Annotated in this window: 21 protein-coding genes; 5 read left to right on the forward strand and 16 right to left on the reverse strand. The window is 70.3% G+C overall.

The genetic code is table 11. From position 1 onward, the window contains the following. Window positions 1–39: 39 nt before the first annotated feature. From FH608_RS03230 to FH608_RS03275, 10 genes are all read right to left on the reverse strand, one after another. Window positions 40–666 carry an HAD family hydrolase gene (locus tag FH608_RS03230; protein ID WP_139628257.1) on the reverse strand — a complete coding sequence of 209 codons (627 nt, stop codon included), beginning with the start codon at window positions 664–666 and terminating at the stop codon, window positions 40–42. A 65-nt stretch (window positions 667–731) separates the two neighbouring features. Continuing rightward, window positions 732–1,178, reverse strand: a complete 447-nt coding sequence (locus tag FH608_RS03235) for a DUF2690 domain-containing protein (protein ID WP_139628258.1) — start codon at window positions 1,176–1,178, stop codon at window positions 732–734. Window positions 1,179–1,281: 103 nt separating this feature from the next. Next, a complete protein-coding gene (locus FH608_RS03240) occupies window positions 1,282–1,788 on the reverse strand; it encodes a DUF6912 family protein (protein ID WP_139628259.1) in 507 nt (168 codons plus the stop codon). Window positions 1,789–1,819: 31 nt separating this feature from the next. Then, complete coding sequence (locus tag FH608_RS03245; RefSeq protein ID WP_139628260.1) at window positions 1,820–2,464, reverse strand: HAD family hydrolase; 645 nt, start codon at window positions 2,462–2,464, stop codon at window positions 1,820–1,822. Between the two features lie 35 nt (window positions 2,465–2,499). Beyond that, complete coding sequence (gene nagZ / locus FH608_RS03250; RefSeq protein WP_139628261.1) at window positions 2,500–3,789, reverse strand: beta-N-acetylhexosaminidase; 1,290 nt, start codon at window positions 3,787–3,789, stop codon at window positions 2,500–2,502. A 239-nt stretch (window positions 3,790–4,028) separates the two neighbouring features. Further along, on the reverse strand, window positions 4,029–5,696 hold the full coding sequence (gene ptsP / locus FH608_RS03255; protein ID WP_139628262.1) for a phosphoenolpyruvate--protein phosphotransferase: 1,668 nt from the start codon (window positions 5,694–5,696) through the stop codon (window positions 4,029–4,031). Further along, window positions 5,693–5,953 (reverse strand): HPr family phosphocarrier protein, encoded by a 261-nt coding sequence (locus tag FH608_RS03260; RefSeq protein ID WP_139628263.1) that lies wholly within the window; start codon window positions 5,951–5,953, stop codon window positions 5,693–5,695. The genes ptsP and FH608_RS03260 overlap by 4 nt, the downstream gene beginning before the upstream one ends. 85 nt (window positions 5,954–6,038) lie before the next feature. Beyond that, window positions 6,039–6,479 carry a PTS sugar transporter subunit IIA gene (locus tag FH608_RS03265; RefSeq protein ID WP_139628264.1) on the reverse strand — a complete coding sequence of 147 codons (441 nt, stop codon included), beginning with the start codon at window positions 6,477–6,479 and terminating at the stop codon, window positions 6,039–6,041. Between the two features lie 10 nt (window positions 6,480–6,489). Beyond that, complete coding sequence (locus FH608_RS03270) at window positions 6,490–6,726, reverse strand: glucose PTS transporter subunit EIIB (RefSeq protein WP_139628265.1); 237 nt, start codon at window positions 6,724–6,726, stop codon at window positions 6,490–6,492. Window positions 6,727–6,772: 46 nt separating this feature from the next. Beyond that, complete coding sequence (locus FH608_RS03275; protein ID WP_139628266.1) at window positions 6,773–7,807, reverse strand: SIS domain-containing protein; 1,035 nt, start codon at window positions 7,805–7,807, stop codon at window positions 6,773–6,775. A gap of 124 nt (window positions 7,808–7,931) precedes the next feature. Between FH608_RS03275 and FH608_RS03280 the strand changes: the two genes are divergently transcribed. The 3 genes from FH608_RS03280 to FH608_RS03290 all read left to right on the forward strand — a co-directional run bounded on the left by FH608_RS03280 (window position 7,932) and on the right by FH608_RS03290 (window position 10,725). Next, window positions 7,932–8,672, forward strand: a complete 741-nt coding sequence (locus FH608_RS03280; protein ID WP_226898895.1) for a GntR family transcriptional regulator — start codon at window positions 7,932–7,934, stop codon at window positions 8,670–8,672. 61 nt (window positions 8,673–8,733) lie between these two features. Next, window positions 8,734–10,047, forward strand: a complete 1,314-nt coding sequence (locus tag FH608_RS03285) for a PTS transporter subunit EIIC (protein ID WP_139628268.1) — start codon at window positions 8,734–8,736, stop codon at window positions 10,045–10,047. A gap of 219 nt (window positions 10,048–10,266) precedes the next feature. Then, window positions 10,267–10,725, forward strand: a complete 459-nt coding sequence (locus FH608_RS03290) for an Rv3235 family protein (RefSeq protein WP_226898896.1) — start codon at window positions 10,267–10,269, stop codon at window positions 10,723–10,725. 89 nt (window positions 10,726–10,814) lie between these two features. On the opposite strand, the gene secA is transcribed toward FH608_RS03290, so the two are convergent. Next, a complete protein-coding gene (gene secA / locus FH608_RS03295) occupies window positions 10,815–13,604 on the reverse strand; it encodes a preprotein translocase subunit SecA (protein WP_139628269.1) in 2,790 nt (929 codons plus the stop codon). 222 nt (window positions 13,605–13,826) lie between these two features. Between secA and FH608_RS03300 the strand changes: the two genes are divergently transcribed. Next, window positions 13,827–14,087: an HGxxPAAW family protein gene (locus tag FH608_RS03300; protein ID WP_139628270.1), complete on the forward strand. Its 261-nt coding sequence runs from the start codon at window positions 13,827–13,829 to the stop codon at window positions 14,085–14,087. Between the two features lie 579 nt (window positions 14,088–14,666). Further along, window positions 14,667–15,884: a winged helix-turn-helix domain-containing protein gene (locus tag FH608_RS03305; protein WP_139628271.1), complete on the forward strand. Its 1,218-nt coding sequence runs from the start codon at window positions 14,667–14,669 to the stop codon at window positions 15,882–15,884. A gap of 75 nt (window positions 15,885–15,959) precedes the next feature. Here the strand turns inward: FH608_RS03305 and FH608_RS03310 are convergent, their stop codons facing one another. From FH608_RS03310 to mtrB, 5 genes are all read right to left on the reverse strand, one after another. Continuing rightward, window positions 15,960–16,658, reverse strand: coding sequence for a response regulator (locus tag FH608_RS03310; RefSeq protein ID WP_139628272.1), 699 nt, complete (start codon window positions 16,656–16,658; stop codon window positions 15,960–15,962). 172 nt (window positions 16,659–16,830) lie between these two features. Further along, window positions 16,831–17,496 (reverse strand): ribosome hibernation-promoting factor, HPF/YfiA family, encoded by a 666-nt coding sequence (gene hpf / locus FH608_RS03315; protein WP_139628273.1) that lies wholly within the window; start codon window positions 17,494–17,496, stop codon window positions 16,831–16,833. Window positions 17,497–18,124: 628 nt separating this feature from the next. Next, window positions 18,125–18,847, reverse strand: coding sequence for a ComF family protein (locus FH608_RS03320; protein ID WP_226898898.1), 723 nt, complete (start codon window positions 18,845–18,847; stop codon window positions 18,125–18,127). Window positions 18,848–19,025: 178 nt separating this feature from the next. Continuing rightward, entirely contained in the window at window positions 19,026–20,741 is a 1,716-nt protein-coding gene (locus FH608_RS03325; RefSeq protein ID WP_139628274.1) for an LpqB family beta-propeller domain-containing protein, read from the reverse strand. Then, on the reverse strand, window positions 20,728–22,461 hold the full coding sequence (gene mtrB / locus FH608_RS03330) for an MtrAB system histidine kinase MtrB (protein ID WP_139628275.1): 1,734 nt from the start codon (window positions 22,459–22,461) through the stop codon (window positions 20,728–20,730). The genes FH608_RS03325 and mtrB overlap by 14 nt, the downstream gene beginning before the upstream one ends. Window positions 22,462–22,475: the final 14 nt, after the last annotated feature.

Consider the following 22,475-nt stretch of genomic DNA (forward strand, 5'->3'; position numbering starts at 1 on the left):
CTCGGGTGGAGGGCCTGAGCGATTAAAGCATGGGAGCGCCTACGCGTAACCGAGCGCCTCGGAGAGGGTGTCGACGACGGGGAGCCCGGTGCCTTCGAGGTCGGCCCGGGTGGTCATGCCGCCGGTGTAAAGAACCGCCCTGGCTCCCACGTGCTGCGCGGCGAGCCCGTCGTCCACGCTGTCGCCGATCACCAGGATCTCGCCGGGATCCAGCCCGATGGCCGCGATGTGCGCCGTCATGTGCGTGGCCTTCTCGCCACCCGTGGTGCCGAGGAGCCCGTCGATCCTGGTGAAGTGGCCCGTGATGCCGAACGACTCGACCTTGGGCACGAGGTGCTCGTGCGGCGCCATCGAGCAGAGCGACTGCGTGCCCGTCCAGGTCGTCAGGACGAGTTCGGCGTCGTCGGCCAGCCCGCAGGTCTCGCAGAGCCGGAAGTAGTGCTCGTGGAAGCCGCCGTCCAGCAGCTCCCACTCGCCCTCGTTCAGCGGGCGGCCGAGCAGGCGCTCGTAGGCGAGCCAGATGGGACGGGTGTAGACGGCGCGGAAGGCGTCCGCGGTCATGGCGGGCAGCGCGTACGGCTTGAAGACTTCGTTGGTGGCCCCGACCACGGCGTCGATGTCGTGGAAGAGTGTGCCGTTCCAGTCCCAGATGATGTGCTTTGTCATGTCGCGACAAGCTTAGACGGGGCCGCGGCCATCTGGCCGCGACCCCGCCTTGGAGAGCGCGGCGGTCAGCCGCACGCCTTGGACGTCGTGCCGGAGCCGTTCTGGCCGCCCCGGCCGCCGTTCCACTGCACGGAGGCGCTGCCCCAGGCGCACATGTTGTTCGCCCAGATCATGTTCCCCCAGTGCCGGCCCTTGTTGCCCTTCTTGAAGCTGAACCGGTCATAGCGTCCGTCGGCCGCGTACACGTTGATGGTGCCGCTCGCGGACGTGGCCGTCCTGACCTCGATCCAGTTGGTCTTGCACCGACCGGACCACCAGAGCCGAATCGTCCCTACCTGACCGTTGGCGCGGCTGTTGATCTTCGCGGACCGCACCACCTTGGCCGCGTTCCAGCACCCCGACCTGGCCGGGTCCTGGTGATCGTACGGCTTGGCCTGCGCGCTCGCGGGTGAGCCCGCCAGCAGGACAGCCGCTACCGCCCCCATGACGGTGGCCGCGACTCGAAGCTTCACGTAGAACCGACTCCTTGCGTCAAACAATCACTGACGCGTCGGACCCTAGCGAGGCCCGGATCAGGGCGCGCACGGAAGTAAGGCCGATGTAACGGCACCGTTATCAGCCGAGCAGGTCGGGGATCTCCTGCGTGGCGTACCACATGAGCTCGTGCGCCTCGGCCCCGTCGACGGTGAACCGCGCGTCGTCGTCGCCCGCGTCCGCGGCGGGCAGCGCGGCGACGGCGGCCTCGACGTCGGCGATCGCCTCGTGGTCGTCGACGTGCACGGCGGCCACCTTGGCCATCGGGATCGCGTCGGCGAGGCGTACCCGGCCGCGTTCCTCCAGGTCGGCCCCGGCGGAGACCGAGCGGTCTGGCACCTCGGCCGCGATCACCACGCGGCGGGGCGGGGCCTCGACGCCGTCGGCGAGGTCGGCGGCGAGCATCCGCAGCGACGCGCGGGCCGCCTCGGTGAGCGCCACGTATTCGAGCTCCTCGGTGTCGCCCGAGGCATACCACTCGACCAGCGCGGGGGTCACCGCGTAGCCGGTCAGCGGGGCGGGGCCCAGCTCCCCCGCCTTGACCGCCGTGGCCAGGGCCGGGAGCGTGCACGGCAGATAGACGCGCATGACGAACCTTTCCAAGCTTGCAAGGGCTCTATCATGCCCGTCGCAACGTGAGTCGGAGCAGAGACTCGAGTTCTGTGATGGTCGAGTTCGCGTCCTGGTGGTGGATGCCGGCGATGCCGAGCGCGCGGGCGGCCAGGATGTTGGCCTCGATGTCGTCGATGAACACGCACTCCTCGCCGGGGAGCCCGATCTGGCCGAGCGCGTGGTGGAAGATGCGCGGCTCGGGCTTGCGCATCCCGACCTCGCCGGAGATCACGACCGCGTCGAAGAGCTCGTCCCAGCCGTCGCGGGGGTACTCGTTCGACCAGGAGTTAGACAGCAAACACGTTTTGACACCATTTTTCCGTACGTCGCGGAGCATGTCGTACATGGCGTCGACCCGCTCGAAACCAGCGAACATCCGGGTCAGCAGCCCCTCGGCCACCGGCGGCACGCCCTCCAGCGTCACCAGCCGAGCGGCGAGGTCCCGCTCGAAGGCCGCGCCGTCGATCTCGCCCCTCTCCAGGGCGTGGACGGCGTTCTCGCCGCCACCGCCGTAGGCGTGGTCGACCAACTCCCGCATCACCTCGCGATAGTGGTCGCCGTCGATCCTGTCGGCCGCGATCCAGCGCGCGATGGAGTCGGAGAGGCTGGTCGTCAGCACCCCGCCCCAGTCGATGAGCACACCCGTAAGCATCGTTCTAGGGTAGAACGTCACACATCTGGTTTTTCCTACCGAGTGGCGCGGGCGGCCAGCCTGCGGTGCTCGGCGGAGCGCAGCACGCGCGCTGCCTTGTCGGCATCGGCCACCGGCGCCTCGGACAGGAACCCGTTGTCCCGCTTGAGCGTGAGCAGCCGGGTGACCGACTGGTCGAGCCGCTGTTTCGAGATCCGGCCCGACTTCACCGCCGCCAGCACCGCCCGATAGGCCCTGGGCAGGTCGTTCGGCATGAGCAGGAGATCGGCTCCGGCCAGCACGGCCCGCACCGCGATCTCCCCGTCGTCGTACTTCTTGCGCACCCCGGCCATGTTGAGCGCGTCGGTGGAGATCACGCCCTTGAAGCCGAGTTTCTGCCTGAGCAGCCCGGTGAGGATGGGTTTGGACAGCGTGGCCGGGTCGCCCGACGGGTCGAGCTTGGGGAAGACGATGTGGGCGCTCATCACGGCGTCCACGCCCGCGCCGATCGCGGCCTCGAACGGCGGCGCGTCGATCCGCTCCCACTGGGCCCTCGTGTGCTTGATCACGGGCAGCCCGGTGTGGCTGTCGACGTCGGTGTCGCCGTGGCCGGGGAAGTGCTTGGCGGTGGCCGCCACCTTCGCCTGGGCGAAGCCCTTGACCGCCGCCGCGACCATCTTCGAGACGCGCGCCGGGTCGTCGCCGTAGGCGCGGCGGCCGATGACGGGGTTGTTCGGGTTCACGTTCACGTCGGCGACCGGGGCGAAGTCGAGGTTGACGCCCAGCGCGCGCAGCTCCTCGCCGGTCGCCTCGGCGACGGCGCGCGCCCGCTCGGGCTGCTTGGTCGCGCCGAGCTCGGCCGCGCCCGGGAAGTCCGTCATGAGGGCGGACATCCTGGACACCAGGCCGTTCTCCTGGTCGGTGCCGATCAGGAGCGGCACCCCCTTGGCCGCCCGCTGCATGCCGTTGGTCAGGCTGACCACCTGGCCGACGGCCTTGATGTTGTGCGGGAAGAGGATCACGCCGCCGAGGTGGTACTTGGCGATCACCTTGGCCGGGGTCTGGGCGCCGTACCTCGCCTGGTTCTCCCCCGACACCGTGTCGGCCGCGGTGCCGTACAGGACGGGCATGAACAGCTGGCCGACCTTCTCCTCGACGTCCATCCTCGCCAGGGCCCGCTCCACCGGGCCCACCTCGGCCTGCGGCGGGCTCTGGGGGGCGGTGGTGCCGGTGGACGGGGTCGACGGTGCGGCTCTGCTTCCGGTCGCGCCCGCCGCGCCGCCGCCACCGGCGCAGGCCGTGAGAGCGATGGCGAGCAGGCCTGTGGTGCCGATCCGTCGAAGCATGCCTCCAAAGGTATCCATGTGACGACCGATGCGAGGCCGCCAGATCGCCGTCCATGCACCGGATTCACGGCCATCCGGATGAGACGGCGCAGGTCACCGGCCCAGCCGATCGGGACACGGCGGATTCACCGGCCGAACGCGGAACCACAGGGCGAGCGTCGAGGCACGGCCCGGTCACCGAGACCCAGGACGCGCGTGGGGCACGGCGCGGTCGCCGAGCCGCAGGACGGGCGCGGAAGTTACAGGCCGAGCCGGTCGAGGCCGGGCAGGTGCGCGCGGGCCGCCGCACGCGCGTAGGACGCCGTGGGCTGCGCCCGCGCGGCCTCGGCGGCGCGGCGGCACTGGTCCAGCGTGTGCTCCGCCAGCACGGCCCGTACGGCGGGCAGCGCCGCGGCACCCATCGACAGCGTGGAGGCCCCGAGCCCGACGAGCACGCAGGCCAGCGCCGGGTCGGCGGCCGACTCGCCGCACACGCCGCACGGCTTGCGCACCCGCGTGGCGGCGCTCGCGGCCATCGCGACCAGGTCGAGCAGCGCGGGCGCCCACGGGTCGTGCAGCGCGCTGACGGCTCCGACCTGGCGGTCGGCGGCGAAGGCGTACTGGGCGAGGTCGTTGGTCCCGATGGAGACGAAGTCGACGCGGGCCAGCACCTCCCGGGCCCGCAGCGCGGCCGACGGGATCTCGATCATCACGCCCACGTCGGACAGGCCCCTGGCCCGGCACTCCTGCCCGAACCACCCGGCCTCCTCGGCCGTGGCCACCATTGGCGCCATCACCCGCAGCCCGGGTGACGCGACGGCCGCCAGCGCGCCGAGCTGCGCCTCCATGACGTCGGGGAACCTCCTGAACCTGCGCAGCCCCCGCTCCCCCAGCGCCGGGTTCGGCTCGGCCGGCGCGGGCAGGAACGCGAGCGGCTTGTCGGCGCCGCCGTCCAGCGTGCGCACGACGACCTTGCCCTCGGGGAACGCCTCCAGCGCCGCCCGGTAGGCGCACCGCTGCTCCTCGGAGGAGGGCGGCTCGGTCCTGTCGAGGAAGAGGAACTCCGTCCGGTAGAGCCCGATGCCCTCCGCCCCCGCCTCCAGGGCGTCGTCGAGGTCGGCGGGCTTGCCGATGTTCGCGAGGAGCGGAACCCGGTGCCCGTCGGCGGTCCTGCCGGGTCCCTTCGCCGCGGCGAAGGCGGCCTGCCGGGCGGTGTCGGCCCCGACCGCCTCGGCCACGTCGGACTCGGCCGGCTCGACGCGGACGACGCCGGAGGTGCCGTCGGCCATGACCCGGACGCCCGGGCGGATGGCGGTGGCGCCCGAGCAGGCCACGACGGCGGGCACGCCCATGGCCCTGGCGATGATGGCGGTGTGGCTGGTCGGGCCGCCCTCCTCGGTGACGAACGCGGCGACGTCCCGCTTCGACAGCAGCGCCGTGTCGGCGGGGGCCAGGTCCCGCGCGACCAGCACGTACGGCTCCGCGGGGGAGATCGGAAGCCCCTGCATGGCCCGCCCGTAGAGCAGCGCGATCACGCGGTCCCTGATGTCGTCGAGGTCGGCCGCCCGCTCGCCCAGGTAGCCGCCGGACCCGGCCAGCACGTTGCGATATTTCGTGAAAGCCTCGAAGACCGCCCTGGGGGCGGCCAGGCCGCGGTCGATCAGCGTCCTGACCTTCACGACCAGCCCCGGGTCCTCGGCCATCAGAGCCTGGGCCTTGAGGATCTCCTCGGCCTCGCCGCCGGCCCGGTTGCCGCGGGCCTCGAGCTCGCCCGCGACCTGGGTGAGCGCGACCATCACGCGCTCCTTCTCCTGCTCCGCCTCGCCGGTGTAGGTGGCGCCCTCGGGGGGTTCGGGCACTGAGGCGGTGAGCACATACGCGGGGCCGTGCCCGATGCCCGGGCTGACCCCCACCCCCCGCAGGTTCATGGCGTTCCGGCGATCTCTGCCAGCTCGTCGAGGATCTCCTCGGAGCCCTCGCCCTCCGCGCTGATCACGACCGTCTCGCCCTGCCTGACGTCGAGCGCCATGATCGCGAGGATGCTCTTGCCGTTGACCTTCTCCCCGCCGTAGGACCTCGTCACCGTGATGTCCATGGGGGCCTTCTTGGCCCGCTGCACGAACGTCGCGGCGGGACGGGCGTGCAGCCCCACCTCCGCGGCCACGGTGACCTTGCGCTCACCCATTACTCCTCCTTGTAGTGCCGGTCCAGACCAGCCGGACCATTTCGTGCGACAGCGCCCGTACATTGTGACGCCTCCGCTCCCGTGGCTAGTCCCACCGGAAAAGCTCGTCCCCCACGTGCACTGCCCCCTGCGCGACCTCGCTCACGGCTTCGGCGTCGAGCGCCACGACGGGACAGACGGGCGAGCGCCCGCCGGCCTCGACGGCGGCGGGGTCCCAGGCCACCACGGGCTGGCCCGCGCTCACCCTGTCGCCCTCCGCGGCCAGGAGCTGGAAGCCGTCGCCTTTCAGCTGGACCGTGTCGATGCCGAGGTGCACCAGCACGCCCCTGCCGTCGTCACCCACGATCACGTACGCGTGCGGATGCAGCTTCATGATTTTGCCCGTTATGGGGGCGACGGCCTTCCCCGGCCCCCTCAGCGGATCAATCGCCGTTCCCGGCCCGACGAGCCCCGCGGAGAACACGGGGTCCGGCACGCCGGCCAGCCCCACAGCCTCCCCCTCGACCGGGGCGAGAACAGTCGTCATGGTCTCGCCCTCAGCCGATGATGTCCTCGATGTCGCTGGCGATGGTGTCCGCCTCCGGCCCGACGACGACCTGGACCACGTTCCCCGCGGCCATCACGCCGTGCGCGCCCGCCGCCCTGAGGGCGGCCTGGTCGACCTTGGACGCGTCGTGCACCTCGGTACGCAACCGGGTGATGCACGGCTCGATCTCGATGATGTTGCCGGCCCCGCCGAGCCCGGCGATGATCGCGTTCGCGTCAGCCGCCATCCGGCCCTCCCTAGCTCTCCTGCCCCCTGTTTATCTCACGTGCGGGTCAGTCGGTCTGGGTGACCTTGTTCAGGCCGCGCGGCGCGTCGGGGTCGATGCCGAGCCTGCGGGCCAGGGCTTCGGTGAGCAGCTGGCCCGGCACGATCAGGCCCATCGGCGCCACCCACTCGGGCAGGTCGGGGCCGTTCAGCGCGGCCGTGCCCGCCCGCGCGAGCGCGTCGCCGCCGCCGATCGTGAACGCCGCCGCGCCCGCCGCCACGACCCGCTCGGCCAGCGCGATCGTGCCGGACAGGGTCGGGCTGTTCTCGGAGGCCACCAGCAGCGCCGGGGTGTCGGCGTCCACCACGGCGATGGGGCCGTGCAGCAGGTCGGCGTACGACAGGCCCATGGCGTGCAGGTAGCAGGCCTCCTTGAGCTTCAGCGCCGTCTCCAGCGCGGTCGAGAACGCGAGACCGCGCCCGGACACGACGACGCCGGGCTTGTCGGCCAGGCCCTCGACCACGGCGTCCACGTCGCCCGGCTCGGCGATCAGCTTCTCCACCGCCTCGGGCACCCGCCGCAGCTCCGCCGGGTCCACGTCGGCGCCCAGCCCCAGCGCGAGCACGGCCAGCGCGGCCAACTGCGTCGTGTACGTCTTGGTCGCGGGAACGGCCTTCTCCTCCCCGGCGACCGTGCACAGCGCCACGTCGGCGGCCTGCGCGAGCGGGCTGTCCGCGCCGCCGTTCGTGATGCCGACGGTCCTCGCCCCGCAGTCCTTCGCCCAGGCCAGCGTCTCGACGATCTCCTCGGTACGGCCCGACTGCGAGATCGCCACGGCCAGCACGCCGTCCAGGTCGAGCCGGCGGCGGTACGTCGTCGCGATCGAGGGCGCGGCCAGGGCGGCCAGGCGGCCCGCGTGCGACTCGACCAGGTAGCGTCCGTACACTGCTGCGTTGTCGGAGGTGCCCCGCGCGATGAACAGCAGTTGGCGAGTCTGCTCGCCCACCGCCCTCACCTCGCCGACCCTCGGCAGCAGGGCCTCCAGCGTGGCCCGCAGCGCGGCCGGCTGCTCGGCGATCTCGCTGCGCATCTTCGTGGTCATCTCGGGCTCATTCCTTAGATCCTCGCGGTACGGGCTTGACCATGTTTCGCGTGATGTGGTCTAGTCCGGACTAGACCAGTACGAACCATAACCCATGGCCCAGGTCAGATCGAGGGGAGGATCCGTGGCGCACATCGATCCGGACAGCCCGGTGCCCAAGTACTTCCAGCTACGCGAGATCCTGCTGGACCTCATCGACAGCGACGAGTTGAGCATCGGGGCGGCCATTCCGTCCGAGCGCGAGCTCTGCCAGCGCTTCGGCCTGTCCAGGATGACCGTGCGGCAGGCCGTGGACCACCTCGTGTCCGAGGGCCGCCTGCACCGGGTGCCGGGGAAGGGCACGTTCGTCGCCCGGCCCAAGATCGAGCTGGCGCTCCAGCTGACATCGTTCACCGACGACATGCGGGCCCGTGGCATGATCCCGGGCTCGCGCGACCTCGACCGCCGGATCGTGCGGGCCAGCGCGCACCTCGCCAAGGAGCTGGGGATCCAGCCGGGCGAGGAGGTCCACTTCATCGAGCGGCTACGGACGGCCGACGGGGAGCCGCTGTCCATCGAACGGGCGCACATCCCGGTCAAGCTCGCGCCGGATCTGGGCTCCCATGACTTGTCGGATAAATCGCTGTATGAGCTGTTGGAGAGCCGCTACGGCCTCGTCATGGACGCCGGCGAGCTGACCATCGACGGCGGCCTCGCCGACCCCAGCGACGCCGACCTGCTGAAGCTGCCGCGCGGCGGCGCCGTACTGTTGCTGCAGCGCAGATCGTTCGCCGGGGGCGTCTGCGCGGAACTGGGCGTGTCCACCTACCGCGCGGACCGCTACCAGCTGCGTACCATCCTGGAAATGCCCGTCAGACGGGGCTGAGACCTCACCCGGCTCGGAGGAGACGGGGCCTGAAGCCTCACCCGGCTCGGAGGAACGTCCGGTGAACGAGACCACCGCCGCCCGGCCTTCGCCGCTCGCTCGCGTGATGACCGTGCTCCAGCGGCTGGGCCGCTCCCTGATGCTGCCCATCGCCGCCCTGCCGGCCGCCGCCCTGCTGCTGCGCTTCGGCCAGCCCGACATGCTCGGCTCCAACGGCGCCGAGCCGGGCGGCCTGGCGGACGTGTCCGGGTTCGCCTGGATGAACCAGGTGGCCGCGGTGCTGGCCGCGGCCGGCGGTGCGCTGCTGGAGAACCTGCCGCTGCTGTTCGCCGTGGGCGTGGCGATCGGTTTCGCCCGCAAGGCCGACGGCTCCACCGCGCTCTCCGCCGTGGTCGGCTACCTGGTCTTCGACCGGGTGTCCAAGGTCATGTTCTTCGGCTCGGACATCCGCGACACCGTGCTCATCAGGGAGGCGCAGCCCCAGGGCGTCAAGGAGATCATCGACTACGGCATCCAGAACCCGACCAAGGTCCTCGGCGGCATCGTCATCGGCCTGGTCGCCGCGCTGCTCTGGCAGCGCTTCCACCGCATCAAGCTGCCGTCCTGGCTGGCCTTCTTCGGCGGGCGCCGGTTCGTCCCCATCATCACCTCCATCGTGGCGCTGGTCATCGGCGTGCTCTTCGGCTGGCTCTGGCCCGTCATCGGCGAGTGGATCCGCCACGCCGGCGAGGCCCTGGCCGCGATCGGGCCGGTCGGGACCGGCATCTACGGCCTGGTCAACCGCCTGCTCATCCCCCTCGGCCTGCACCACTTCGTCAACTCCGTCGTCTGGTACGTGGTGCCGCAGTGCGACGTCGGCGGCCGGGTGCTCGGCGGCGACTGGAACTGCTACTTCGGCGACGCCCCGCACTCCGGGCAGTTCATGGCCGGCTTCTTCCCGATCATGATGTTCGCCCTGCCCGCCGCCGCCCTGGCCATGTGGCGAGCCGCCCCCGCGCACCGGCGCGCCACGGTGGGCGGCATCATGCTGTCGGCCGGCCTGGCCTCGTTCGTCACGGGCATCACCGAGCCGATCGAGTTCGCCTTCATCTTCGTGGCGCCGCTGCTGCTCGTCGTGCACGCCGTCCTGACCGGCCTGGCCATGGCCCTGACCACGCTGATCGGGGGGCAGCTGGGGTTCGGCTTCTCCGCGGGCCTGCTGGACATGCTGCTGAACGCCAGCAAGTCGAACACCGAGAATCTCCCCGGGATCCTGATATTGGGCGTGGTGTATGGAGTCGTCTATTACGTGGTCTTCACATTCCTCATCCGCAAACTCAACATCATGACTCCGGGCCGCGAACCCGAGCCGGACGTCGACTCCGGCGAAACTTAGCGGGTTTGGGGCGGCGCCCCCGCACGCCGTCTCGCGGCCGAAACATCCCCGGCCGTGCGGGGGCGGGGATCCAGCTCGGGAAACCGTTCTCCGCCTAACCGGACAAAGTGCGGCGGGGCCTGGAGAAGCTGGCGGCATTCGTATTCCTGCGCCGGACCGAAAACTCCTTGAGGCGTCTGTTTCTCCGCCTGTTTCTCGTACCAGAACTGGAGGACGCGCGTGTCACCAGCCCCCCGCATCGGCGCCGCCCCCGCCCCCGAGCCGGCGTACGACGACGAGCCCGCATACGACGGCATGCCCGCCGCGGCCCCCGGCACCGACGGCGCCCTGGCCCTCGCCCGGCGCCGCCCGTCGTCCGGCCCTCCAGGAGCCGACCCGGACGAGCGCGGGCTGCGCCGCCTGGGGCAGGCCCTGGCCGAGGTGCTCGCGGGCCGGCGCCCCCCGGAGAGCGTGTCCGACCGGCTCACCTCCCGCGCCTACCGTGACCTCGTCCAGGCCGGGCAGATGATCTGGTCGGACCGGCGGCCGTTCGCCGGGCGCATGCACGTGAAGGAGCCACGCGACGGAGCGCTGGAGATGTGCGTGCTGGTCCACTGCGGCGACCGCGACCGCGTGCTCGCCCTCCGCCTCGAACGCCGGGGCGTGCAGTGGCTCTGCACGGACTTCGAGACGGCCTGAACGCGAAGACCCTCACCTTCGAGACGGCCTGAACGCGAAGACCCCCACCGAACCCGTACAGGCCGGTGGGGGTCTTCGCGGTGCGCTCGTCAGGCAGCGTGCTTCGGGTCGCCGTGGCAGCGCTTGTACTTCTTGCCCGAACCACACGGGCAAGGCGCGTTACGCTCCACGTTGCCGTACGCCGCCCGCTCCGCCTGGGTCGTGCGGACCCGGGTGTGCTCGACGTCGCCCTGCTCGCCCGGCGCGGTGTATTCGAGCTCGGCCGGCCGGTCGGGGCCGCGCAGCCCGCGCGCGATGATCGAGCGGGTCTCCGCGATGACCGCGTCCTCCTCCTCGACGATCGGATTCTCCTGCACCTCGACCTCGAGGTTGAACAGGAACCCGACGGAGTCCTCCTTGATGCCCTCCTGCATCGCGGAGAACATCTCGAAGCCCTCGCGGGCGTACTCGATCTTGGGGTCCTTCTGCGCGTAGGCCCGCATGCCGATGCCCTCGCGCAGGTAGTCCATCTCGTAGAGGTGCTCGCGCCACTTCCGGTCGAGCACCGAGAGGATCACGCGGCGCTCCAGGTCGCGCATGTTGTCGGCGCCGAACTCCGCCTCGCGCCGGCCGTAGGCCTCCAGCGCGTCGGCCTTGACCTTCTCGCTGATGAGCTCGGCGGTCAGCTCCTCGCGGCTGCCGGCCTCCTCGATGAGGTCGTCGATCCTGAGGGAGATCGGGTAGAGCTCCCCGAACGCCTTCCACAGCTTGTCGAGGTCCCACTCCTCGGCGAAGCCCTCGGCCGTGGCGCCCTCGACGTAGCCCTCGACCACCTCGCCGATGAAGCCGCGCACCTGCTCGTGCAGGTCGGCGCCCTCCAGGACGCGCAGCCGCTCGGCGTAGATGACCTTGCGCTGGCGGTCCATCACCTCGTCGTACTTGAGAACTTCCTTGCGGATCTCGAAGTTCTGCTGCTCGACCTGGTGCTGGGCGGAGGCGATGGCCTTGGAGACGATGCCGGACTCGATCGGCTGGTCGTCGGGGATGTTGAGCCTGGTCATGATCATCTCGACCCTGGCCGAGTTGAACAGGCGCATCAGGTCGTCGCCGAGCGACAAGTAGAACCGCGACTCGCCGGGGTCGCCCTGGCGGCCGGAACGACCGCGGAGCTGGTTGTCGATGCGGCGCGACTCGTGCCGCTCGGTGCCGAGGACATAGAGGCCGCCGAGCGTGGTGACCTCGTCGTGCTCGGCCTTGACCGCCGCCCGCGCCTTCTCCAGCGCCTCGGGGTAGGCCTTCTCGTACTCCTCCGGCGTCTCGACCGGGTCGAGCCCGCGCTGGCGCAGCTCGAGGTCGGCGCGGAACTCGGAGTTGCCGCCCAGCATGATGTCGGTGCCTCGACCGGCCATGTTGGTGGCGACGGTGACCGCGCCCTTGCGGCCGGCCTCGGCGATGATCGACGCCTCACGCTCGTGGTTCTTCGCGTTGAGCACCTCGTGCGGCACGCCGCGGCGCTTGAGCGCCTTGGACAGCCGCTCCGACTTCTCCACCGAGGTCGTGCCGACGAGCACCGGCTGCCCGGCCTCGTAGCGCTCCTTGATGTCCTGGACCACCGCGTCGAACTTGGCGTCCTCGGTCTTGTAGACCATGTCGGGCTGATCCTTGCGGATCATCGGCCGGTTGGTGGGGATGGGCACGACGCCCAGTTTGTACGTCTGGTGGAACTCGTTGGCCTCGGTGGCCGCGGTGCCGGTCATTCCGCTCAGCTTCTTGTACAGGCGGAAGTAGTTCTGCAGGGTGACCGTGGCGAGCGTCTGGTTCTCGTCCTTGATCTTCACGCTCTCTTTGGCCTCGATGGCCTGGTGCATGCCCTCGTTGTAGCGGCGCCCGTGCAGGATGCGGCCGGTGAACTCGTCGACGATCAGGACCTCGCCGTCGGCGACGATGTAGTCCTTGTCCTTCTTGAACAGCTCCTTGGCCTTGAGCGCGTTGTTCAGGAAGCCGACCAGGTGGGTGTGCTCGGGCTTGTAGAGGTTGTCGATGCCGAGCCAGTCCTCGACCTTCTCGACGCCCGACTCCAGGATGCCGACCGTGCGCTTCTTCTCGTCGACGATGTAGTCGCCGGTGCTCTCCTCGCCCGGGTTCTTCGCCTCGACACCCCTGCGCAGCCGGGGCACGATCTTGGCGAACTCGGTGTACCACTTGCCCGACTGCTCGCCCGGACCCGAGATGATCAGCGGCGTGCGGGCCTCGTCGATCAGGATCGAGTCGACCTCGTCCACGACCGCGAAGTTGTGGCCGCGCTGCACGCACTCGTCGAGCGACCACGCCATGTTGTCGCGCAGGTAGTCGAACCCGAACTCGTTGTTGGTGCCGTAGGTGATGTCGGCGAGGTACTGCTTGCGCCGCTCGTCGGGCTGCTGGCCCGCGATGATGCACCCGACCTCGAGCCCGAGGAAGCGGTGGATGCGGCCCATGGTTTCGGCGTCGCGCTTGGCCAGGTAGTCGTTGACCGTGACGACGTGCACGCCCTTGCCGGAGATCGCGTTCAGGTACGCCGGGAGCGTACACGTCAGCGTCTTGCCCTCACCGGTCTTCATCTCGGAGATGTTGCCCATGTGAAGGTTGGCGCCGCCCATGATCTGCACGTCGTAGGGACGCTGGCCGAGCACCCGGCGGGCCGCCTCGCGCACGGTCGCGAACGCCTCGGGTAGCAGGTCGTCGAGCGATTCGCCGTCGGCATGGCGCTGCTTGAACTCGTCCGTCAGCGCACGCAACTCCGCGTCGGACAGGCTCGTGAAGTCGTCCTCGATGGAGTTGACCTGATCTGCGATCCGCTTGAGCTTGCGCAGGGTCTTGCCTTCGCCGGCACGTAGGATCTTGTCGAGAATGGCTGCCACTTTATGTAAAGCTCCTCGCAGGTCTACCCCGGCGGCGCCGCCAGGAGGAGAGGCCGAGACAAACTTCCCCGTTGCCATCGTAGGCGGTTCCGCAACCAGACACAGCCACCGTGCCGACGAGGGCGCGTGACCTGTCTGGGAGAATGGTTTGAGGCAGAGGGTATGCCGGTGGAGAGCCGGCTCGCACCGAAAACGCGATAACCGGCAAAGGAAGGATTAGCCATGGTTGAGGGGACGAAGTCGGAGCAAACGGAACAACTGGGCAGTCACGGCGGTCGCGCGTCATCGTGGCTCTCGGTGACCGTGATGCTCGTGGGCACCGTGGTGGCCGGCTTCGGCCTGACGGCCGACAACTGGATGCTCGTCTGGATCGGCGCCGGCGTGTTCGTCGTGGGGGGCATCCTGGCCCTCGTCTTCAACATCACCACCGACGTCGTGATCGACGCGCCGCGCGTGGGCATGCGCGCCGAGGACCACCGCTGACGTAGAAGACCGCACCAAAGCGGGCACCCGCCCCCAACCGGGTGCCCCAGTTTCTTTACCCCGCACCCCGGGCGTGTCTCCCCAGAACCATCGCGACCCGTAACACCCCTGGTCACTGGCCCCAGCACTCGCAGACGCCTCCCCGGCCGCCATACGGACACAGGCCACAGTCGACCTCGATGCCCAAGCCGCATGAGTCACGGCAACCCGGGCACTCAGGCGGCACAAGGTGACGGGGACTCGTCACTCAGGCGGCACAGGTGACCGCAACCTGTCGCTCAGGCCGCACAAGCCGACGGTTCGACGCCCGGGGCGGCGCAAAGTGACGGCGATCCAACGCCCGGGGCGGCACAAGGCGACGGCGACTCGACGCCCAGGGGACGCAGGGGGCCGTGGCCTGGCTCCCGGCAGCGCGAAAACCCGTCCGCCACCCACGTCGCACCACCCACCTGCCCAGCTCACGTCACGCCGACAGGGGCACGGGAGGCGAGGAGACGCAGGGGTGCGAGATCGGAGTGGGCGGTTTGTCGGTGCCCGCCGCTAGATTGCTCGCATGCATCGCCGTACGGACTCACCGGCATGACCGGCGTCACCGACCTCACCCCCGGCACCGACCTCACCCCCGACGAGGCGCGAAGGATCATCCTCCGGTCGCAGGGCATGATCGGCGCGGACGCGCGCAAGGGCGGCGTGCACGCCATGTTGCGCAGGCTCGGGGCCGTGCAGCTCGACACGATCTCCGTCCTGGCCCGCTCCCACGAGCTGGTCGCGTACGCGCGTCTGGGCGCGGTGGGCAGGCCCAAGGTGGAGCGGGCCTACTGGCACAACCCCGCCCAGAGCTTCGAGTACTGGTGCCACGCCGCCTGCCTCCTGCCGATCGAGCACTGGCCGCTCTATTCGTTCAGGCGCCGGGCCTACCTCAAGCGGCGCTACCGCTGGCACGAGGTGCCCGACGGCGTGGACAAGCTGCTGGCGCAGGTGCGTGAGCAGGGCCCGCTCACGACCACCGACGTCGGCGGCGCGAAGAACGGCGGACCGTGGTGGGACTGGTCCGACTCCAAGATCGGCCTTGAGTGGCTGCTCGACATCGGCGAGCTGGTCTGCACCCGCCGGGTCGGCTGGCGGCGCGTCTACGACCTGGCCGAGCGCGCCGTCCCCGCCGACCTGCTGGCCGAGGACCTGTCCGACGAGGAGTGCGTCACGCGCCTGGCCGCCGTGGCGGGCCGCTCCCTGGGCGTGGCCAACCGGACCGACCTGCTCGACTTCCTCCGGGTCAGGGGCGAGTACGCCGCCCTGCTCGACGAGGTGCTCCTCAGCGGCGCGGCCGGGCTGGTGCCGGTGACGGTGGCGGGCTGGCCGGGCAAGAAGGGCCGGCCCAACGCCTGGGCGGACCCCGCGGCTCTGGCGTCCGAGCCGCGCGGGCGGCACCGCACGACGCTGCTGTCGCCGTTCGACTCCCTCATCTGGCACCGGGGCCGCACGGAGCGCGTCTTCGGCTTCCGCTACACGCTTGAGCTGTACGTCCCCAAGGACAAGCGCGTGCACGGCTACTTCACGATGCCGGTGCTGGCCGGCGGCCGGCTGATCGGCCGCGTCGACCCGGCCCGCGAGGGCTCCACGCTGGTCATCAGGCAGCTCCACCTGGAGCCCGGCCTCTCGCCCGCCAAGTGGGCCGACGCCCTGGGCGACGCCCTGTGGTCGGCGGCCGAGTGGGTGGGCTGCGACGCCGTCCGCGTCGAACGCGCCGACCCGCCGGAACTCCTGCCGATCCTGAACACGGCCATTACGGCGAGGTGACGACTCTTCCGAGCTCGGGAGGGCGTCGCGTCGGAGACCTTCGGCCGAGTGGGCGACCTGGCCGCCGCCGTGCGGCTAGGTGATCTCCAGCATGCGCTCCCGCACCGCGTACACGACGGCCTCCATCCGCGAATGCAGCTGCAGCTTGTCGAGGATGTTGCGGACGTGGTTCTTCACCGTGTTCTCGGAGATGAAAAGCTGCTTGGCGATCTCCCGGTTGTTCAACCCCTTGGCCACCAGGCGCAGGACCTCCATCTCGCGCTCGGTCAGCCGGGGCACGGGCAGCTGGGGCGGACGTTCGGCCTCCTTGCGGCTCATGTTCGCGAACTCGCTGATGAGCTTGGCCGCCATCGCCGGGTTGATTAACGACTGGCCCTCGTGCACGCCGCGCACCGCGTCGGGCACGTCGTTGATCTGGACGTCCTTGAGCAGGTAGCCGGTGGCTCCCGCCTTGATGGCCTCGAAGAGGTCCTCCTCCTCGTCGCTCACCGTCAGCATGATGATGCGGGTGCTCGGGACGGAGGCCTTGATGTTCTTGGTCGCCTCGATCCCGTCCTGCCGCGGCATGCGAACGTCCATGAGAGCGACGTCAGGCATGAGGCGATCGGCCATTTCGACCGCCTCCTGCCCGTCGCTCGCCTCACCGACCACCTCGATGTCGGGCTCAGCGGCCAGCGCAAGCGCCAGGCTCCGCCGGATCAGCTCGTGATCGTCAACGATCATCACGCGGATGGGCTCGCTCGCTGACGTGCGAGCGTCGCCGGACTCGGTCACGAGGCCTCCTCGGGGTGCCTCGCGCCTGCCTTTCCCTCGCTGCGCTCGCTCATCTGAACCTGACTGAGCTCGCTCACGTCTCCTCCTCGTCGGGGGGCCAGAGCCGTTGAACCGCCATGATGGCACGGGTGCCGCGGTTCTCGGGTGGTCGAGAAGATCTTTTAGCGCACGATCAGGGCTCTACGAGCCGCAGCACGCCGTAGTTGTAGCCGCGTCTGTTGTAGACGACGCACGGCTGGCCGCTCTCCTTGTCACGGAAAAGGTAGAAGTCGTGTCCGACCAGCTCCATCTCGAGGAGGGCCTGGTCGATGGTCATGGGTTCCGCCCGGTGGTACTTCTCGCGCACGATGAGCGGCCCCTCGCCGTCCATCTCGATCGGGACGATGTCGTCGTAACTCTTGTCACGTTGCACATGCTCGTCCTCGTCGGGCTCGGCCCGCCGGGGAGCGACGGGCTCCGGCCGCGGTGCCAGGTCGGCGACGTCGGGGAGCGTCGCGGTGATCTCCGCGACGGAGGGCGGGCAGTGGTTGCCGTGGTGGACCTTGCGCCGGTCGGCCAGCCGCCTGAGGCGGCCTTCCAGCTTGTCGAGAGCTATGTCGAGGGCTGCGAATCGGTCGTCGGCCGAGGCCTCGGCGCGGATCGCCGGCCCCCGGGAGTGAATGGTGAGCTCGACGCGCTCGCGCTGGTCGGCGAGGCGCGGGTTACGCTCCTTCGACACCTCCACATCGACTCTGATGAGTTTGTTGTCCAGACGTTCGATCCTGGCCAGCTTGGTCGTCACGTGGTCGCGGAACCGCTCACTCACTCCTGTGTGCCGGCCCTTGACGATGATGTCCATGCAACAGCCCCCCTTCGGTCTAACGACTGAGCAAGAGCGTCCGACGACGTGCGTGCCGGACGGGGTTCGCTCTCCGCCTTTCTCGCACCGTTACCCTCTTCCGACTGCGCGTCACCGGGAACTCAGGTGGCACCCGCCCGGCCGACCTGGTCTTCGACCCCACATCCGCCTGCTGAGGGTCTCGCAGCTCTGTTGCCACTACTGCCCTTCTCTTCTGGCGAGGGACATCTGGACCCTCGGGAAGGCAGGACTTACCCCTAAGCCGCACCGTGATCGGTCGACAAAGAGTCGCCTTACGTGGACCGTTTTGCCTGCGGCTGGCATCGGCTAGCAGAGCCGGGAACCCCGACCCTGCGCAACCACGGACCCGAACGGGTGCCATGTCAGAACGCTATCCGCATCCAGGGCGAATGTCAGCCGGAGGATCGGCCAAAGGATCACGTACCGTGACTTTCCCGGGGTATAGAGGGAGCCCTGTATGCCCTATTTAACCGATCGGCAACCCTTATGCGTACGGGGGTCCCGCCCCTTGAGCAGGCCCACGGAAGCCTTGGAGGTAGTGACATGTGTCCTCCAGGTGAGGATCAGGATTTGGATCTTTCTTTACGGACCGTGACAGTAATGCTTTTCAAGATCTTCGGCGTGTCGCGGCGACGGTGACCGCCAGCGGCACCCGCACCCCCGCCGCCCGCAGCGCCCTGGCGGCCTCGGCCAGGGTCGCCCCCGTCGTGACGATGTCATCCAGGAGCAGCGCAGAGGCTGCTGGAGGGCCTTTCGCGCCTTCCCGCACCCGGAGTGACCCCATGAGGTTGGCGCTCCTCTCGGTCGAGCTCAGGCCCGCCTGATCGGTGACCCGCCTGACCTGGCTCAGCCCCGCCCAGACCTCCGCCCCCATGCCGGACGCCCGCAGCCGCGCCGCGACCAGCACCGCCAGCCTGCCGACCGGATCGTGCCCCCGGTGCCGCCGCGCCCGCCGCGCGCTCGGCACCGGCACCACCGCGAACGGCCGGTCCGCCCACGACGCCCCGGCGCCGGTGAGCGCCCACAGCACGGTGTACGCCACCGCCTCGGCCAGCACGCCCGCCAGCGCCACCGCGCCGCGCTCCTTGTAGGCCACGACCGCCCTGCGCACCGCGCCGTCGTACGTGGCCGCCGACCAGCAGTCGGGCAGGCCGGGCGGCGACGGCTCGGGCCGCCGCCGCGCGGGCGCCCCGACCAGCTCGGCCAGGCAGCCGGGGCAGCACCGCGCCCCCTTGGCCCCGCAACCGGCGCAGGTGGGGGGAAGAACGAGATCGAGTAGGGCGCTCAGCACGTGGACCAGGATGCCGCCCGCCACCGACAGTTTCGCCACGGTGACGCAGTGCAAGAGTCCTCGGGTGCCCGATGCCGCCCAAGGGCACCATCCACATGGTGATCGACCGCCCTGACGTCGGGAGGGCGGAGCGAGGGCCGTGATCCACCTCCCCGGCGACGCAGGGGCGAACGCATGGGCAATCGCCCGAACGGCGGCCGGCGCGGGCGGGGGCGGGTCAGCCCAGGGGAAAGAGGGGCGAGCCGGCGTCGGACTCGATCTTGACGGTCCAGGTCTGCCGGTCCTGGTCCAGCTCCTCGATCTTGGCGCCCTGGTCCGTCATGGCCTCCGCCAGCACGCGGCCGCCCAGCGCCGTCACCGACTCCAGCGGATCCTTGAGCGGCACCCCCACGACCTCCCCGTCGCCCACGTTGATCTCGTTGAGCGTCTGCCCCGCCTTGCCCTCCGCCAGCACGAGCACGTGCTCGTCGTCCTCCCAGGCCACGCTGGTGATCTTGTTGCCCACCTCGGTGGTGGTCAGCACCTGGAAGGCCCCCAGCATGGTGCCCGCCGAGCCGCCGGTCAGCGCGCCGATGTGGACGGTGTTCTCGCCGGTCATCACCGCCACGCGCACGCCGTCCCTGGCGATCCTGAGCTTGGTGACGTCGAGCCCCGACAGCTTGGGCGCGGCCACCCGGTCGGGCCCCCTGCCGGTGATCGGGTCGTACCGCAGCAGGACGCCGTTCTGGCTGTCGTACGTCCATAGGGACCCGTCCCTGTGCCATGTCGGCGGGGTCAGCCGCGTGCCCTGGATGACCTCCTGCCAGCGCCCCTCCTGGGTCAGCCCCGCCACCGAGATGCCGGTGGAGGTCCTGGCGGCGATGAGCGCGCCGTCCCTGGAGACGGCGAAGCCGGAGTAGCCGGTGCGCTGCTCCCCCGCCGCGCCGGGCACGGCGCCGGCGGGACCGTCCTGGCCCATGTAGTGGACGGCGCCCTTGCTGACGTAGTAGGCCGTGTCGCTGGTGTCGTCCAGCCAGTGGTCGTCGGCGCTGGGCCGGTCGACGGTGTACGGCTCACCGTCGACCTGGATCTCGATGACGCGGCCCTTGGCGATCTCGTTCTTGTTGAGGCTGTACCTGATCTGGGCGCTCAGCGTGTCCTCGGCGCTCAGGCTGAGCGGGCCCGAGAGGTTGATCACGACGCGCTCGTCCGACCTGATCGACTCGATCTTCGTGCCGGGCGGGAAGCTCGTCGTCACGGCTCCCTTGAGCGCGTGGGACGGGCTCTTGAGCAGGCGTTCGAGGATGGTCTGCGCGTACGTCTGGGTCGGCTTGAGCCGCAGGCGCACGCGGTCGACGACCAGGCGGTCCTGGGTCTTGCCGGTCAGGTAGTAGAGGTTGGTGGCGCGGTACGCGCGGGTCACGTCGGCGTTGGTGAGCAGCAGGCCGTCCTCCAGGCCGCTGACCCGGTAGCCGCCGCCTTCGGCCTTCACCAGCTGGAAGGTGCGCGGCGAGACGCCCGCGGTGGGCGTGTACGAGTCGTCCTCCTCGATCTTTGCCACCCACCGGCCCTTGAGCGTGAACGTCTGTGCCTGCGCCGCGTCGTCGCGCGGCGTGGAGGGCACGATCTCGTACTCGTCCTCGATCACCGCCACCGGCCCCGAGGGGTTCCACGCGGCCCGCGCCTCGGGGGTCAGGTACTTGGCCAGGATGCTCGGGTCGTCGGCGTAGGCGGCCATGGCGGCCTGCAGGCCCCTGATGGTCTCGTCCGGCCCCCAGGTGGGCCTCGGCGGGATGGCGATCATGCGCTGGAACGGCTTGCTCAGCGGGTCGCCGCTGCCGGTCTCCTGGACGGTGAGCGGGCCCGTCACGGGGATCACGGTGCAGCCCGAGCCCGCCAGCGCCACGGCCGCCACGATGGCGAGCGCCGCGGCGAGCCGCCTAGTCCTCGTCATGGCCGGTCCCGTCCGCCGACGCCGGCAACAGCACCGGGGTCATGGCCGTACGCCACGTACGGCGCATCTCGATCTCCGGCGGCACCAGCGACAGCGGCGAACCCTTCAGGTCGGACCCGGCCGCCCGGGGCAGCGTGAGCCGGAACTGCGAGCCCTCGCCCGGCTGGCCCCACGCCTGCAGCCAGCCGCCGTGCAGCGTGGCGTCCTCGCGCGAGATGGCCAGCCCGAGCCCGGTGCCGCCGATCGTGCGCGCTCGAGACGGGTCGGCCCGCCAGAACCGGTCGAAGACCATCGTCTCCTCCCCGGCCTTGAGCCCGATCCCGTGGTCGCGCACGGCGACCGCGACCGCGTCACGGTCGGCGCCCACGGTCACCACGACGTCGCGGCCCTCGCCGTGCTCGATGGCGTTGAACAGCAGGTTGCGCAGGATCCGCTCGACCCGGCGGTTGTCGATCTCGGCCATGCACGGCTCGTTGGGCAGCCGCAGCTCGAACCGGGTCGAGTGCCGCTCGGCCAGCGCCTCGGAGTCGCCGATCGCCCGGAGCACCACGTCGCGCACGTCCACGGAGTCGAGGTCGAGGGTGGCGGCGCCCGCGTCGTAGCGGCTGATCTCCAGCAGGTCGGCCAGCATCGACTCGAACCGCTCCAGCTGGGCCTGCATGAGCTCCGCCGAGCGGGAGGCCATCGGGTCGAAGTCCTCGCGGGCGTCGTAGAGCAGGTCGGCGGCCATGCGCACGGTGGTCAGCGGGGTGCGCAGCTCGTGGGAGACGTCGGAGACGAACTGCCGCTGGACCTGCGAGAGCTCCTCCAGCTGGTGGATCTTCAGCGCCAGGTTCGCGGCCATCTCGTTGAAGGAGTTGGCCAGGCGGGCCAGGTCGTCCTCGCCGCGCACCTTGAGCCGTTCGTCGAGCTTGCCGGCGGCGAGGCGTTCCGCGGCCTGGCGCGCCAGGCGTACGGGGGTGACGACCTGGCGGGCGACGAGGTACGCGATGGCGGCGAGCAGCAGCACGAGCCCGAGCCCCACCACGACGATGGCCAGCCGGACGGTGGACAGCAGCTCCTCTTCCTCGGTGAACGGGAAGAAGTGGTAGACCTCGTAGTCCTGGCCCGTGGCGGGCACGTGCACCATGCCGCCGACCACGAACGTGAGCCTGGGCTGGCTCTCCCCGATGAACCTGATCTTCACGACGAAGCCGACCGACCGACCGTCGGCGGTCTTCTGCACGTTGCGCTGCAGGTTGGGCGGCACGTCCTGCGGCACCACGCTCCCGGAGGCCCGCGACTGCCCGGGGACGCTCTGGTTGAGGATCAGGACGTCGTAGCGCTTCTTGGAGCCGTTCTCGCCCGACCCGGTGACGATGTCCATGACCTCGTCGAGCGGGTTGCCGGAGCCCTTCTTGCCGCTGTCGGCGGGCTTGGACTGGTCGTCGGTCTCTGGGGCCAGCGCGTCGGCGATCTGGAGGCGGTCGGCGAACGCCTCACTGAAGGAGGAGCTCTGGCTGCTCTCCACGACCGAGCGGTCGATCTGCTCGGACAGGAACATGCCGAGCACGACCACCACGATCACGGAGATCACCAGCGTGCTGGTGATCACCTGGAGCTGCAGCGAGCGCCGCCATATGCTGCGCGTCCTGCCCGCCGCACGACGGACCCGCCGGCGAACGCCGCCCAGAATCTGGCGGAATGTCCGTCGGCGGGACTTCGTCTTCGTCGGGGGCACGGCGGGGGCGGCGG

It is taken from the genome of Nonomuraea phyllanthi, from assembly GCF_006334985.2.
GTDB classification, from domain to species: domain Bacteria; phylum Actinomycetota; class Actinomycetes; order Streptosporangiales; family Streptosporangiaceae; genus Nonomuraea; species Nonomuraea phyllanthi.